This is a genomic window from Leisingera sp. JC11 (assembly GCF_040704725.1).
GTDB lineage: Bacteria > Pseudomonadota > Alphaproteobacteria > Rhodobacterales > Rhodobacteraceae > Leisingera.
In genome coordinates this window covers 25,554-40,424 of sequence record NZ_JBFCVS010000008.1, presented here as the reverse complement: position 1 = coordinate 40,424, position 14,871 = coordinate 25,554, and the positions used below count along the sequence as shown (strand labels likewise).

Sequence of the window (14,871 nt, the reverse complement as noted above, 5' to 3'; positions counted from 1 at the left end):
ATGCTGCGCGCGCTTGATATCCGGGATATCCTGATCATCGATCACCTGGAGCTGAATTTTCAGCCCGGTTTGAACGTGCTGACCGGTGAAACCGGGGCCGGAAAATCCATTCTTCTCGACAGCCTTGGCTTTGTGCTGGGCTGGCGCGGACGCGCTGAACTGGTGCGCCAGGGCGCCAAGCAGGGCGAGGTGCTGGCGGAGTTCGAGCTGGGCGCGGGCCATCCCGCGCATGCGATCCTGGAAGAGGCCGGGCTGCCGGGCGGTGACGAGCTGATCCTGCGCCGGGTCAATACTGCCGAGGGGCGCAAGACCGCCTGGGTCAACGACCGGCGCTGCTCCGGCGAGGTGCTGCGGGCGCTGTCGGAGACATTGGTGGAGCTGCACGGGCAGCATGACGACCGCGGGTTGCTGAACCCGCGCGGGCACATGGCGCTGCTCGATCAGTATGCCGGGGTGCAATCGCTGCTGGCGGCGGTGCGCGGCGCCTGGACAGAGGCCGCCGGGGCCCGCAAGACGGTGGCGGCCACCCGCGCCGCGCTGGAGGCGGTGCGGGCCGAGGAGGAGTTCCTGCGCCACGCGGTGGGCGAGCTGGACAAGCTGGATCCGCAGCCGGGCGAGGACGAGGCGCTGGACACCCGCCGCCGCCAGATGCAGGCGGCCGAACGCATCCGCGGCGACATCGCACGCGCCCATGCGCTCCTCAGCGAGGGCGCCGAGAGCGCCATGGGCGAGGCGCAGCGCTGGCTGGAAGGTGTCGCAGGGCAGGAAGCCGAGGGCGGGTTGGATGAACCGCTGGCGGCGCTCAGCCGGGCGATGATCGAACTGGGCGATGCCCAGGACGGGGTGGAGCGGGTGCTGGACAGCCTGGATTTCAATCCCGGCGAGCTGGAGGACTGCGAGGAGCGCCTGTTTGCGATCCGCGGGCTGGCGCGCAAGCATGATGTGCAGCCGGATGAGCTGGCAGGCTATGCCGAGACCCTGCGCGGCAAGCTGGCGGCGCTGGATGCCGGCGATCAGGATCTGGCCGATCAGGAGGCGGCGCTGAAGGCGGCAGAGGCGGCCTATGCCGAGGCCGCCAAGCAACTGGGCGCGGTGCGCCGCGAAAGCGCCGCGGCGCTGGATCAGGCGGTGATGGCGGAACTGGCACCGCTCAAAATGGAACGCGCGGTGTTCGAAACCCGCATCACCACCGCAGAGCCGGGGCCGGAAGGCATGGACGCGGTGGCCTTTACCGTCGCCACCAACCCCGGCGCCCCCGCCGGCCCCCTGAACAAGATCGCTTCGGGCGGCGAATTGAGCCGCTTCCTGCTGGCGCTTAAGGTCTGCCTGCGCGGCGAGGATGCCAGCAAGACGCTGATCTTCGACGAGATCGACCGCGGTGTCGGCGGCGCCACCGCGGATGCCGTGGGGCGCAGGCTCCGGAACCTTGCAAGCGGCGGCCAGGTCCTGGTGGTTACCCACTCGCCGCAGGTGGCGGCGCTTGGCGGCCATCACTGGCAGGTGCGCAAACAGGTGGTCGATGGCATGACCCTGTCGCAGGTGGTGCCGCTGGCGGAGGCGGAGCGGGTGGACGAGCTTGCCCGCATGGTCTCAGGCGATACCATCACCGAGGAGGCCCGCGCCGCGGCCCGCGCTTTGCTGGCGGGATGACCCGCCGGATCCATCGCCTGGGTGAGGGTTCTTTAACCGGACTGTGGCAGCTAGGGGCCGCAGAACAGAAAAAGATCCGCTGACAGGTTATGGTAGAAGAAATCCGCAGATCCCTTTCCGCAATTTTCCTGCAATGGCTGGCCGGCCTGAAGGACATCTGGCGGGTGCTGCGCCACCGCGGCCCCAGCCAGTTCCAGTTCTGGTTGATCGCGCTGCTGATCGGCATCGCGGCGGGGTTTGCGGCGCTGTTCTTCCGCAAGGGGATCGCGGCGCTGCAGGCCTGGGTCTATGGCGCGCCGGATGTCGATTACCTGCATTCCTTTGCGCAGGACCTGCCATGGTATGTGCTGGTCAGCATTGCGGCTGGCGGCGGGCTGGTGGTGGGGCTGATCCTCGACCGGTTCACCCCGGATGCGCGGGTGCGCTCGGTCGCCGACGTGATCGAAGGCGCGGCGCTGCATGACGGCCGGGTCGAGCACAAGGAGGGCCTCGCCTCGGCGCTGGCGTCCTTCATCACGCTCTCCACCGGCGGCTCCACCGGGCGGGAAGGGCCGGTGGTGCATCTGGCGGGGGTGATCTCCACCTGGGTCAGCAACCGGATCAACGCCGACGGCATCACCGGGCGCGACCTGCTGGGCTGCGCGGTGGCTGCCGGGGTCTCGGCCAGCTTCAACGCGCCGATTGCGGGCGCGCTGTTTGCGATGGAGGTGGTGCTGCGGCATTTCTCGGTCAACGCCTTTGCGCCGATCGTGGTGGCCTCGGTGGCGGGCACGGTGATCAACCGGCTGGAATACGGCGACGTGACCGAATTCACCCTGAACACGCCGGGCGCGCTGCAGTTCTATGTGGAGCTGCCCGCCTTCCTGATCCTCGGCCTGATCTGCGGCCTGGTGGCGGTGGCGCAGATGCGGGCGATCTTCTTTGCCGAGAAGGTGGGGAATACGGTGCAGGAGAGGCTGCATCTGCCGCGCTGGCTGCGCCCCGCCGTGTCCGGCGTGATGCTGGGCGTGATTGCCGTCTGGTTCCCGCATATCATCGGCGTCGGCTATGAAACCACCGTGCTGGCGCTCACTGGCGGGCTGCTGCTGGGGCAGGCGGTGATCTTCACCGTGGTCAAGACCGCCGCCGTGGCGATCACCATGGGCGGGCGCATGGGTGGCGGGGTGTTTTCGCCGTCGCTGATGATCGGGGCGCTGACCGGGCTGGCCTTCGGGCTGATTGCCACCTCGGTGCTGCCGGATGTGTCGGGCACCCACACGCTTTACGCCTTTGCCGGCATGGGGGCGGTGGCTGCCGCGGTTCTGGGGGCGCCGATCTCCACCACGCTCATTGTGTTCGAGCTGACCGGCGACTGGCAGATCGGCCTGGCGGTGATGGTGTCGGTCTCCATGTCCACCGCGCTGGCGTCGCGCATGGTGGACCGCTCCTTCTTCCTGACCCAGCTGGAGCGGCGCGACATCCATTGCGCCGCCGGGCCGCAGGCCTATTTGCTGGCGCTGATCCGGGCAGGCGCGGTGATGCGTCCGATGGGCGACAGCCGCTGTGCCAGCCTGGAGGACTGCCAGGCGCTGGTGGAGGAAGGCCTGTGCGTCCGCGCCTCCGCCTCGCTGGAGGCGGCGATGCCGGTGTTCGACCGCGCCGATGCCCCCTACCTGCCGGTGGTGATGGAGGAGGGCGGCACGGCGGAAGTCATCGGCGCGCTGTACCATGTGGATGCGCTGAAGGCCTACAACCGCGCCCTGGCTGCCACCGCGGCGGAGGAGCACCGGTAGGGCAGGCGGAAGAGTTGCGATTCTGCCCGCGCAAACCCGTGCCGGTTTAGGGGAAACTTTCCCCGTTGCTCCCCGGATATGTGCGATTTCGGATACAGGTTAAGGATTAATTAATCTGTGCATTGCTCTGCATCAAAGTCTGCCTGAACATTACGTGAGAATACCGCAAAAACACTCACATCGGCAGGCAACAAAATGCGAAACTTCGAAACTGGCCCGCAAGAGGCTGGTGCGAAACACAAGGCGGAAGAGCGGGAAAACGAGCGGGCGGCACTGGAAGCGGTGATCAACTACGCGATTCAGTGCGCGCGGGAAACGGATATTCTCGGCGCGGGAGACTCTCTGGAGCAAGCCAGACAGAACCTCAGCCGGGCTGTGCTGACCTGACGCTCCCAGGCCTTTTCCAACGGTAAGCGGCCGCTGCCGTTCTGCGCGGCGGCGCAAAAAAACACCGGCGCCAGGGCGCCGGTGCGGGATGTTTCAAACTGTCCGCCCAGTGGCGGGAAGCCCGGGGCTGCGCCGCAGCCGGGCGGGCCGGCTCAGACCTGCTCCACCTTGACGGAGTCGCTCAGCACAAAGGCCAGGTGGCCCTTGATCTCCGCCACCTCTTCCTTGGGATCCTCATAGCTCCAGGCGGCGTTTTCCGTCACTGAGGACTTGTTGGCGATCGAGAAGTAGCTGGCGTCGCCCTTGTGCGGGCAATGGGTGGTCTTGCTGGTGCGGTCCAGGAACGCCATGGCGATATCTTCGCGCGGGAAATAGATGACCGGATCCAGATCGCCCTCCGACAGCTCCAGTGCATTGGCGGTCTCCCCCAATACGGCGCCGCCGGAGCGGACGGTCCAGGTGCCTTCGGCCTTGCGGATACGGATAGTGGTCATGCGTGTTTTCCCATTCTCTTCGGTCTTGTCGTCTTTGGTTCAGTCTATGTAGCAGCCTATGTAACACCGCAGTGTCACAAGGGGGCGGTTGCGGCATCAAGCCACGCCTTTGCGGCGGGGCTGAGCAGCGGGCCGATTTTTGCCAGAACCTCCTGGTGATAGCTGTCGAGCCAGTCTTTCTCGTCTGCTGTCAGCATGGAGGCATTCACCAGCCGCCGGTCAACCGGGGCAAAGGTGAGCGTGCGCCAGCACAGCATGTCGCGCTCCGGGTCGCTGGTGTCAAGGGCCGGGGCGGTCTCAACAACCAGAAGGTTCTCGATCCGGATGCCGAATGCGCCCTCCCGGTAGTATCCAGGCTCATTCGACAGGATCATCCCGGGCTCCAGCGGCACATGGCTGGTGCGCGCCAGCCGCTGCGGGCCTTCATGCACGCTGAGGTAAGCGCCGACGCCGTGGCCGAGCCCGTGGTTGAAATCCTGCCCCGCCAGCCACAGCGGCATCCGGCCGATGCATTCGATGTCGCGGCCCGCCAGCCCCTTGGGCCAGCGCAGGCGGGACATGGCGATCATGCCCTGCAGCACGCGGGTGAAGGCGGCGCGCTCCTCTTCGCCCGGCGTGCCGATGGCGATGGTGCGGGTGATATCGGTGGTGCCGTCCAGATACTGGCCGCCGCTGTCCATCACCAGCAGGTGGCCGTCCTCCAGCCTTGTGTCGGTTTCCTCGGTCACGCGGTAGTGCATGACGGCGCCGTTCTCGCCGGTGCCTGCAATGGTTTCAAAACTGATGTCGCGCAGGGCCGGATCTTCGCTGCGCAGCGCTTCCAGCTTCTTCACGACGTCGATCTCGCTGATGGTGCCGGGGGCCTGCGCATCCAGCCAGGCCAGCATCTCCACGATGGCGGCACCGTCGCGCAGATGGGCGGCGGCGCTGCCCGCGATCTCAGCTGCGTTCTTGCGCGCCTTGGGCAGGGCGCAGGGGTCGCCTGCGGGCACCAGCCGTTCGCCAAGCGCATCGGCCACGATCTGCGGCACGGTGCCGGAGTCCGCTGCAACGGAGCCGTTGAGCGCCCCGGCGGCATTGAGGAAGTCTTCCGGGGCATGCACGGTGACGGAGCCGTCAAAGTGGCCCTCCAGCCCTGCCAGCTTCTCCGCCGCCATGAACAGGTCCACCCGCGCGTCGCCGTGCAGGATGGCAAAGCCATGCGCCACCGGATTGCGGGCCACGTCGCTGCCGCGGATGTTCAACAGCCACATGATGCTGTCGGGCAGGGTGATGACAGCCGCGGCCTGGCCCGCCTCGCGCAGGTCCTTGGCCAGCCGCGTGCATTTGTCCGCCGCGCTTTCGCCCGCGTAGTCCAGCGGGTGCGCCGCCACCGGCTGCATCGGCGGGGCGGGCTGGTCATCCCAGATCCGGTCCACAAGGTTCCCGCATTGCGCCAGGGTGATGCCGCTGCCCTTCAGCTCCTTTTCCAGCGAGGTGATCTGCCCCGCCGCATGCAGCCAGGGGTCGAAACCCACCTTGCCGCCGTTGGGCAGCTGCTCCTTCAGCCAGTCCGCCAGCTGCACATCGGGCCAGGGCACCGGTGTGTAGTCTGCCGCCACCTGGCGTTTCACCTGGGTGCGGTAGCGGCCGTCGATGAAGACGCCGGCAATGCCCTGCAGCACTGCGCAGAACCCGGCCGAGCCGGTGAATCCGGTGAGCCAGGACAGGCGCTCGTCATGCGGTGCCACGTATTCGCCCTGATGCGCGTCGGCGCGCGGCACCAGGAAGCCGTCGAGACCTTCCGCCGCCAGTTCCTTGCGCAGCGCGGCCAGCCGCGGCGGGCCCTGTTCCGGGCGGGCAGTCACATCGAAGGTCTGGTACATCGGCGTCTCTCCAGCAGAAGGGCGGGGCGGCAGCAGGGGAAACCCTGAGGGCCGCGGCAAAGAAAAGGCGCGGGGCTGAGAAGCCGCGCGCCCCTTCTTGTCCCAAATACCCCTGCGGCTGGCAAGGGCGGCGGCAGAGAGATTTGCCGGGACCTGACGGAACAAGCGGGAAGGCTTGGAACGGGAGTGCTCCCGCCCGGCCTTGGCGCATCTTAGATGCCCCGCGGCCCGTTGGGCCACGCGCCGGATGCAGGGCATCCGGCGCTGCCGCGCGCGTCAGCGCGCGGCCATGCCCAAGGCTGAGGGCGGCATCTTTGATGCAGGCCAAAGGCGCGGGAGCGCCCCTGGCCGTTTCCGGTGCGGGATCAGCTGGCGCGCTTGATGCCCATGACGCGGGCGCGGGCGCGCGGGTCGCTGTCGAACAGGGCGGCCAGCTGCTCTGTCATGGCGCCGGCCAGCTGTTCGACATCCGTGATCGTCACCGCGCGCTCGTAATAGCGGGTCACGTCATGGCCGATGCCGATCGCCAGCAATTCCACCTGCTTGCGCTTTTCCACCATCGCAATCACGTCGCGCAGGTGTTTCTCCAGGTAATTCGCCGGGTTCACCGACAGCGTCGAATCATCCACCGGCGCGCCGTCGGAGATCACCATCAGGATCTTGCGGGCCTCGCGCCGCGCCACCATGCGGCGGTGCGCCCATTCCAGCGCCTCGCCGTCGATGTTCTCCTTCAGCAGGCCCTCTTTCATCATCAGGCCCAGGTTGGCGCGGGTGCGGCGCATCGGGGCGTCGGCGGCCTTGTAGATGATGTGGCGCAGATCATTCAGGCGCCCGGGCTGCTGCGGACGGCCCTCGTTAAGCCAGGCCTCGCGCGCCATGCCGCCTTTCCAGGCGCGGGTGGTGAAGCCGAGAACCTCAACCTTCACGTTGCAGCGCTCCAGGGTGCGGGCCAGAACATCGGCGCAGATCGCCGCGATGGAGATCGGGCGGCCGCGCATCGAGCCGGAGTTGTCGAGCAGCAGCGTCACCACGGTGTCGCGGAACTCGGTGTCCTTTTCGACCTTGAACGACAAGGGCGTGGTCGGGTTGGCAACCACCCGCGCCAGGCGGCCGGCATCCAGGATGCCTTCCTCGCGGTCGAACTCCCAGCTGCGGTTCTGCTGCGCCTGCAGGCGGCGCTGCAGCTTGTTGGCGAGGCGGCTGACGGCGCCCTTCAGCGGCTCCAGCTGCTGGTCGAGATAGGCGCGCAGGCGCTCCAGCTCAGCAGGCTCGGCCAGTTCCTCGGCGTTGATTTCCTCATCATGGGCATCCAGGAACACCTTGTAGTCCGGGTCGGCGTCAGAGACCGGCGGCGGGGCAGGCGGCTCCAGCGGCGCCTCGCCGTCAGGCATCTCGGTGTCCTCGGCCAGATCATCATCGGCCATCTCGTCCATCGAGACCTGGGCCTGGCTTTCGTCCTGCTGCTGCTCCTGGCTCTGCTCGGGGGATGCGTCGGCCTGCTCCTCCTCGCTATCGTCCTGGCCGGTGCTGTCCGGGTCCTGCTGCTCCTCGGCGTTGTCCTCGGCCTCGTCGTTTGCCTCGTCGTCCAGCTCATCCGGGTCATCGCCCAGCTGGTCGCCGTAGCCAAGATCAGAGATCACCTGCCGCGCCAGCTTGGCGAATGCAGCCTGGTCGGCAATGGTCTCGTCCAGGTTCTCCAGCGTGCCGCCGGCCTGGGATTCGATGAAGCCGCGCCACAGCTCCATGATGTTGCCCGCGCCCTCGGGCAGCTCGCGCCCGGTGGCCAGGTGGCGGATCAGATAGCCCGCGGCCGCCGCCAGCGGCGCCTCGGAGGAGGATTTCATCTGGTCATAGCCGCGGCGGATCGACTCGTTGCGGATCTTGACGTCGATGTTCGAGGCGGTGCCGGGCATATGCCGCGCGCCCATCGCCTCGCAGCGGGCGGTTTCCATCGCCTCATAGAGATCGCGGGCCATTTCGCCCTGCGGCACGTATTTGGCGTGGGTGGCGTCGTCGTGGAACTTGTGGCGCAGCGCCAGCGCATCCGCCGTGCCGCGGGCCAGCAGCACCTCCTCGCGCGTCATCCGGCGGGAGACCTGCGGCAGCCGCATGGAGTCTCCGGACAGGCCCGAGGGATCAACCGTGTAGCTGACCGAAAGCTCCGGATCGTCAGCCATCACCTTGGTGGCTTCGGCCAGCGCCTTCTTGAACGGGTCGGCGGGGTTGTCGTTCGGCTTTTTCATCTGCTTCTGGTCCGCATCTCAAGGTTTCAGCGCAACCTAGAATCTATTCAACAGCTTGGCCATAGGTCCAGGTGTGAATCCCGGTGCGGCCAGGGGCCGAAAACAGCCCGTCCGGGGCGGCGGCGGGATGCCGGCGGCTCATGATGGCCCCTGTGCGGCTCCGCGGCGGAACAGGCTGGGAAGGGCGGGCGCAGCGCCGGTTCCTGCGGAATGCAGGCCAGACGAAGGCCCGGCTGCGGACAGGAGAATCAATCCAGGATTGTATCGCTTTGCAGGGAATCCCTGAAGCTGCCGCCATTTGCGGAGATTTGATGTGGCTTGGCGGGCAAGCAAACTCCTGAATTATTGCTTGGATTGCAGGCGGTTGAGTTGGGGCTTGAGGAGAGGTTGCCCGCATTTTAGCCAAAACCTGCCTACTCCTGCAGTTGGCGTGCGGAATATTTGTGCAACCTGAAATTGCGCTCATGGCCGGGGATTGCCGCGGGAAACCGGCATCCCCGTTCCCGGCTGAGCGGTCATTCGATGCAAAAGTAAATCTCTAGCAAAAAAGGAAGTGCCGAATGGACGGAAGCAATTTCAACGAAGTCACACCTGCCGATCAGATCATCGACTATCTGAAGGATCAGGCCAACACGATCCTGTCCTCGGCGCTGGGATCGTCCAAGCTGCAGGGGTTTGCAGTGACCAGCCTTGGCAACATGCCCTATGTCTGGCAGGACCCTTCCACACTGAAGTTCAACAGTCAGACCTACACCTGGATCAAGAGCAACCTGCGCTCAAGCACGGTGCCGTACCAGTTCGATCCGGGCACGGACTTCACCAACCAGTATCTGAACACCGCCTCCAAGATCGGCTGGTCGCTGAGCAGCGGCGATCAGGCGAAACTGAACGCAGCGGCGGCAAATGCAACCCAGCAGCAGGCCGCGGTGCTGAACACCTGGCAATCCCAGATGGGCGCTCTGCCGCCGGGCAAGCAGCCGATCGACGGCATTGCCGAAATCGTCACAACCGAATGGGCGGATCCGCCCACCACGCTGACCGCGCTGCAGAATTCGATCAATCCTGATCAGCTGCTGAACAAGGTGCCGGCCTCGGGCGGCCCGGTGGTGCCGGTGTTCATGAACTGGATCAACGCGCTGGGGGCCGCGGTGCCGCTGCAGAACCAGATCACCATGAACAACGCCTATCTGAAGCGGGCGATCCAGGCGATCCAGCAGCCCAGCGAAACCAATGGCGGCCTCACCCTGAACGACGGGTCCATGCAGCCGGCCTATGCGGTCAATACGCCGGTCGCCGATATCGAGAACGCGCTGAAGAACGCCAGCAACAAGATCGAGCTGAGCATGGATGTGAAGCGCACCACCTCGGATGAGTTCCAGGTGTCGATTTCCGGCGGTGGCGGATTCTCGGTGCCGGTGTTTGATTTCCTGACCTTGGACGTGGGAGGCAGCAGTAGTTACTTCTCTTCTGACATTGCCACCACCAGCAATGAAACAACGGTGAACATGACCTTCACCGGGGTCAATCTGGTGAACTATGGCCCGCCCGCCTTCAGCCAGGCAGGCCAGACCAAGTACTGGTTCTGGATGGATCCGGTGAACGAGGCGATCAAGAACGGCTATCCGGCCAAGGATGTGTCCGCTTTCAAGTTCGTGTCTCAGCCGCCGGTGAGCGATTGGGGCGACAGCGGCCCGTTCGGCTATCTGGCGGGGGCGGCGATTTCCAACTACCCGTCGATCGAGATCGTGGTGAAGAGCTCGAGCTACCAGCAGATCGAGAAGACCTTCCAGCAAAGCGCCAGTGTCGGGATTTCCTTCTTCGGCATCCGGCTGGGCGGCGGCAAGGAGGGAAGCTACTCGCACAGCGTGACGACGGATTCCTCGTCCTCGACGGTGACGATCACCCTGACCCCGCCTGCCAGCATGGTGGCAGGCACGGTGGTGGACTCGCGCGGCTGGGTGCTGGGCGTGCAGCCGATATTCCCGGCCTCGAAAGCCTGATCCGGAGGACCCGGCACAGAGCAAACAACAAGGGCCCGCGCATCGCGCGGGCCTTCCCGTTCAATCGGCTTGCCGCCTCAGGCGACGTTGGCGGCGCTCTCCGGCAGCTCCTCGTCAAAGCAGCGCTGGTAGAACTCGGCCACGGTCTGGCGCTCCAGCTCGTCGCATTTGTTCAGGAACGACAGGCGGAAGGCATAGCCCACATTGCGGAAGATCTCGGCGTTCTGGGCCCAGTTGATCACCGTCCGGGGCGACATCACGGTCGACAGGTCGCCGTTCATGAAGGCGGTGCGGGTGAGGTCGGCAACGGTCACCATCTGGGAGATCTTCTTGCGGCCCTCGGCGGTGTTGTAATGCGGCGCCTTGGACAGGATGATGGCGCTTTCGGCGTCATGGCTCAGGTAGTTCAGGGTCGAGACCAGCGACCAGCGGTCCATCTGCGCCTGGTTGATCTGCTGGGTGCCGTGATAGAGGCCGGTGGTGTCGCCAAGGCCGACGGTGTTGGCGGTGGCAAACAGCCGGAAGAACGGGTTCGGGGTGATGATCTCGTTCTGGTCCAGCAGGGTCAGCTTGCCGTCATGCTCCAGCACCCGCTGGATCACGAACATCACGTCGGCGCGGCCGGCGTCGTATTCGTCGAACACGATGGCAACCGGGTTGCGCAGCGCCCAGGGCAGGATGCCCTCGTGGAATTCAGTCACCTGCTTGCCGTCGCGCAGCTTGATCGCGTCCTTGCCGATCAGGTCGATCCGGGAGATGTGGCTGTCCAGGTTCACCCGCACGGAGGGCCAGTTCAGCCGCGCCGCGACCTGTTCGATGTGGGTCGACTTGCCGGTGCCGTGGTAGCCCTGGATCATCACACGGCGGTTGTGGCTGAAGCCCGCCAGGATCGCCAGCGTGGTTTCCGGGTCGAACTTGTAGGTGTGGTCCATGGCCGGCACCCGCTCCGAGCCCTCGGCAAAGCCCTTGACCGTCATGTCGGTGTCGATCCCGAACACATCGCGCACCGAAATCGTCTCGGTCGGTTTCGCATTCATATCCACAAATCCGTCGGTCATCGCAGTCGGTCCTTATCCCTCTTCCCTGCCGTCAGGGGCCAATTCGCGGGATTGGTGCCTGATCTGGCGGCCAAGGGCAAGTGAAACCGTCGCGGCAAACCAGCTGAGACGGTGATTGGTGCGGAACTGGACAGGCTGAACGGCGCAGGCAGACCGGATTATTGCTGCCGCATCAGCGTCAAAGCGCCCCCAGCCGGGCAGCAGGGGGCGCGTTTTGCCGGATTTTAATGCGCTTTTGGGGGGACAGCTGCATCCGGCATGTCCTTGCGTAACCGGTCGGGACCGCACGCGTCAAAGAAATAAAATGTCTATCATAAACTTTCGGCAAAAGACCGCCCATCGCAACCTATGATGCCGCAAAGAAAAAAGGGCGGCCGCTGCCGCCCCGGTTTCCGGAAATCTGCGCTTGGATCACTTGAAGCTGCGGCTGTCCTTGATCTGGTCCCAGGCCCAGCGGACCTCCTGCAGCTGCTCCTCCTGGCTGCGGTCGCCGCCGTTCATGTCGGGGTGCAGCACCTTGATCAGCTTCTTGTAGGCCTTGCGGATGTCGGCCTTGGACCAGTCGTCCTTGGCCTCCAGGATCTCGATGGCGCGGCGCTCGGTGGGCGGCAGGCGGCGGCCCGCTTTGGCGGCGCGGCCCGGGTTCTGCGTCGCATTGGCGCCCAGCACCTGATGCGGGTCCTCGATGCCCAGCCGCGCCCAGGCGCGCGCTTCCGGGTCGCCCATCGGCTTGGTCTCGCGCTCCCACACCTTGTCCTTGGAGCGCTGCGCGTTCAGCTCCGCCTCGGTGGTGCCTTCGAAGAAGTTCCACTGGTTGTTGTACTCGCGCACGTGCTCCTGGCAGAACCAGTAGAAATCATCCAGCACATCCGGCGCCTTGGGCGCGCGGAACTTGCCGGCCTCGTTGCAGCCTTCCTTGTCGCAGACGCGCTGAGACGTCTCGGAAGCGCCCGTGGCAGCGCGCCGCCCGCGCGGGTTCTTCTTCTTGGCGGAGCGGACGGACATATCGAAGCCAAAGGGATCGGATTTGGACATGGGCGCACCTTCTAGACGCATCTGTTCGACTCGGAGGCAGCAGTTTAGTCTAAGGGGCGCCAGATTGAAGGGGGCGCAGGCAAAAAAGATGGGGATGAGCGGAAAATGAGCGTTCAGCAGGAAATGGAAGCGGCGCTGCAGGCGGCCTTTGCGCCCACCGCGCTGGAAGTGGTCAACGAAAGCCACAAACACGCGGGCCACGCCGGTGACGATGGCTCGGGCGAGAGCCATTTCGCGGTGATGATCCGGGCCGGCGCCTTTCAGGGCATGAACCGGGTTCAGCAGCACCGGGCGGTGCACAAGGCGCTGGGGGACATTGTGCCGCGCATCCACGCGCTGGCGCTGGATATCGGCGCCTGAGGCGTGCTGCGGCGGGCGGCAGCGCCCGCCGTTTGCCGGGGTTACTTGTCGCCGTCTTTCAGACCGGCCCGCGCCTTCAGCGCTGCGGTCATGCCGGACACCGGGCTCAGCTCCTCGACCCCGTCATCGGCCTGCATCTTTGCGGCGCCGGGGCCGGGCACCTGTTCCGCTTCCGGCGGTGCCTCCGGGTCGCCGGCTGCTGCCGTCAGCCGCGGTGCCGACGCTTCGCTGTGGCGGAATTCGACGGAAGGCGCGGCGGGCTCTTTGCGGCCTGTTTCCGGCGCCTTGGCGGACTTTTCCTCCGCGGCCAGCGGGCGGCGGAACACCATCACGTTGCGCCAGTTGGTGGCAGAGCCCATCATGCCGGAGCGCTCCTCGCTCGGCAGCAGCTCGGCGCGCTGGAACTCCCAGCCTTCGGCGGCCATATCGTTCAGCAGGATCTCGATCGAATTGGCAAAGCGCGCCTCCGGTGTCTTCACCCCTTTGGCCTTGGTGCCCTTGGCCGGGGCGGGAACAACCTTGTACTCAAATGCTTGCATGAACGTCTCCTGTCTCAGGCCGCAGGTTTAGCGGAATGGGGGGAACGGTCAAGACGCGGCAAGGGTCCCATGCGCGGCAGCTGGCCGGTTTCCGTCGCGGAGTGAGGCAAGAAAATGCTCCAGTGGAGCATTTTCGCGGCCGAACGGCCTGGAAGGCTCGTGTTTTCCGGCTCCGCCAGCCGGTTCAGGTCTTTTCTGCCGCCATCTGCACTAGGGTCAGGCAGACCTCCGTGGCCTTGGCCATGTCCTGCACCGAAATCCACTCCAGCGGCCCGTGCACGTTCTGCATGCCGGTGAAGATATTGGGTGTCGGCACCCCCAGCTCGGTAAGCCGCGAGCCGTCGGTGCCGCCGCGGATCGGGGCCGAGACCGGCTCGATCCCATGCACCTTGCAGGCCGCAAGCGCCAGCTCCACCGGGGTCATGTCGTTCTCCAGCCAATAGCGCATGTTGCGGTATTGCGGAAAAATTTCGCAGGCGATTTCCGCCCGCGGTTCCGTGGCCTGCACCGCCTCGCAGACACTGCGCAACAGTGCGCCCTTGGCCGCCAGCCCGTCGAGCTCAAAGTCGCGCAGGATCAGCTTGATCTCCATCTCCGAGGAGCCGCCGTTCATGTCGGTGATATGGAGGAACCCCTCGCGCCCGTCGGTGGTTTCGGGCGTCATCGTGGCCTGCGGCAGGGTCTGCACGATCTTGGCGGCCAGATGCGCGGCGTTGACCATTTTCTCCTTGGCCCAGCCGGGGTGGATCGACACGCCCTTCACGCTCACCACCGCGCGGTCGGCGGAGAAGCTCTCATAGACGATCTCGCCCGCTTCGCCGCCGTCGAGCGTATAGGCGAAATCCACGCCCAGGTCCTTGGGCAGCTCTGCGCCGACGCCGCGGCCGATTTCCTCGTCCGGGGTAAAGGCGAGGCGGATCTTCGGGTGCTCGATCTCCGGGTTCGCCAGCAGGTGCCGCGCCAGGGTCATGACGATCGCAACCCCTGCCTTGTCGTCGGCGCCCAGCAGGGTCAGGCCGGAGGCAGTAATCAGGTCATCCCCCTGCTTGGAGGCCAGATAGGGCGATTTCTGCGGCGACAGCACCAGGTCCGGGTTGTCGGGGAAAGTGATGTCAGAGCCATCGTAGCCCTTGATCACCCGCGGCTTGACGCCGGCGGCATTGAACTGCGGCGCGGTATCGACGTGAGCCAGAAGGCCGATGGCCGGCCCCGGCGTGGTGGCGGGAATGGTCGCCAGCACCACGCCGTAATCGGTGAGTTTGACGTCCTCGGCGCCAATCTCCTGCAATTCCGCCACCAGCAGGTTCAGCATATCGAACTGGATTGCGGTGCTGGGAGTGGAAGAGGACGTCTCGTCGCTCTGGCTGTCGATGGCGGCATAGCGGACCAGACGGTCCTCGAGTTCCTGATCGAAAATGCGTTCCATGAAACCTCCGGGCTTTTGGCGGGAGCAAAGCCGCTGGCTCGG

At 65.7% G+C, this 14,871-nt stretch carries 12 protein-coding genes; 5 read left to right on the top strand and 7 right to left on the bottom strand.

What is annotated here, in order from left to right:
• The 3 genes from recN (at nt 1) to AB1A62_RS10685 (ending at nt 3,809) form a co-directional block, all read left to right on the top strand.
• Nucleotides 1-1,650 carry a DNA repair protein RecN gene (recN, locus tag AB1A62_RS10695; RefSeq protein ID WP_366661482.1) on the top strand — a complete coding sequence of 550 codons (1,650 nt, stop codon included), beginning with the start codon at nt 1-3 and terminating at the stop codon, nt 1,648-1,650.
• Between the two features lie 89 nt (nt 1,651-1,739).
• A complete protein-coding gene (locus AB1A62_RS10690; protein ID WP_366661481.1) occupies nt 1,740-3,422 on the top strand; it encodes a chloride channel protein in 1,683 nt (560 codons plus the stop codon).
• Between the two features lie 195 nt (nt 3,423-3,617).
• Nucleotides 3,618-3,809 carry a hypothetical protein gene (locus AB1A62_RS10685; protein WP_174147387.1) on the top strand — a complete coding sequence of 64 codons (192 nt, stop codon included), beginning with the start codon at nt 3,618-3,620 and terminating at the stop codon, nt 3,807-3,809.
• 152 nt (nt 3,810-3,961) lie between these two features.
• On the opposite strand, the gene AB1A62_RS10680 is transcribed toward AB1A62_RS10685, so the two are convergent.
• The 3 genes from AB1A62_RS10680 to cobT all read right to left on the bottom strand — a co-directional run bounded on the left by AB1A62_RS10680 (nt 3,962) and on the right by cobT (nt 8,411).
• Complete coding sequence (locus AB1A62_RS10680; protein ID WP_366661480.1) at nt 3,962-4,303, bottom strand: DUF427 domain-containing protein; 342 nt, start codon at nt 4,301-4,303, stop codon at nt 3,962-3,964.
• A gap of 74 nt (nt 4,304-4,377) precedes the next feature.
• Nucleotides 4,378-6,168, bottom strand: coding sequence for an aminopeptidase P family protein (locus tag AB1A62_RS10675; RefSeq protein WP_366661479.1), 1,791 nt, complete (start codon nt 6,166-6,168; stop codon nt 4,378-4,380).
• Between the two features lie 365 nt (nt 6,169-6,533).
• The gene (gene cobT, locus AB1A62_RS10670) at nt 6,534-8,411 is read right to left on the bottom strand and encodes a cobaltochelatase subunit CobT (RefSeq protein WP_366661478.1); all 1,878 of its coding nucleotides are present in this window, start codon (nt 8,409-8,411) and stop codon (nt 6,534-6,536) included.
• Between the two features lie 560 nt (nt 8,412-8,971).
• Between cobT and AB1A62_RS10665 the strand changes: the two genes are divergently transcribed.
• Entirely contained in the window at nt 8,972-10,411 is a 1,440-nt protein-coding gene (locus tag AB1A62_RS10665) for a hypothetical protein (RefSeq protein ID WP_366661477.1), read from the top strand.
• Nucleotides 10,412-10,488: 77 nt separating this feature from the next.
• Here the strand turns inward: AB1A62_RS10665 and cobS are convergent, their stop codons facing one another.
• Together cobS and AB1A62_RS10655 are read right to left on the bottom strand one after the other, a co-directional pair.
• Nucleotides 10,489-11,469, bottom strand: a complete 981-nt coding sequence (gene cobS, locus AB1A62_RS10660) for a cobaltochelatase subunit CobS (RefSeq protein WP_366661476.1) — start codon at nt 11,467-11,469, stop codon at nt 10,489-10,491.
• A gap of 411 nt (nt 11,470-11,880) precedes the next feature.
• Complete coding sequence (locus AB1A62_RS10655) at nt 11,881-12,504, bottom strand: DnaJ domain-containing protein (protein WP_366661475.1); 624 nt, start codon at nt 12,502-12,504, stop codon at nt 11,881-11,883.
• 105 nt (nt 12,505-12,609) lie between these two features.
• Between AB1A62_RS10655 and AB1A62_RS10650 the strand changes: the two genes are divergently transcribed.
• Nucleotides 12,610-12,864, top strand: a complete 255-nt coding sequence (locus AB1A62_RS10650; RefSeq protein ID WP_366661474.1) for a BolA family protein — start codon at nt 12,610-12,612, stop codon at nt 12,862-12,864.
• Nucleotides 12,865-12,905: 41 nt separating this feature from the next.
• Here AB1A62_RS10650 and AB1A62_RS10645 read toward each other — a convergent pair whose 3' ends face one another.
• Together AB1A62_RS10645 and pepT are read right to left on the bottom strand one after the other, a co-directional pair.
• Entirely contained in the window at nt 12,906-13,403 is a 498-nt protein-coding gene (locus AB1A62_RS10645; protein WP_366661473.1) for a DUF4177 domain-containing protein, read from the bottom strand.
• A gap of 184 nt (nt 13,404-13,587) precedes the next feature.
• A complete protein-coding gene (pepT, locus tag AB1A62_RS10640) occupies nt 13,588-14,829 on the bottom strand; it encodes a peptidase T (protein WP_366661472.1) in 1,242 nt (413 codons plus the stop codon).
• Nucleotides 14,830-14,871 lie beyond the last annotated feature (42 nt).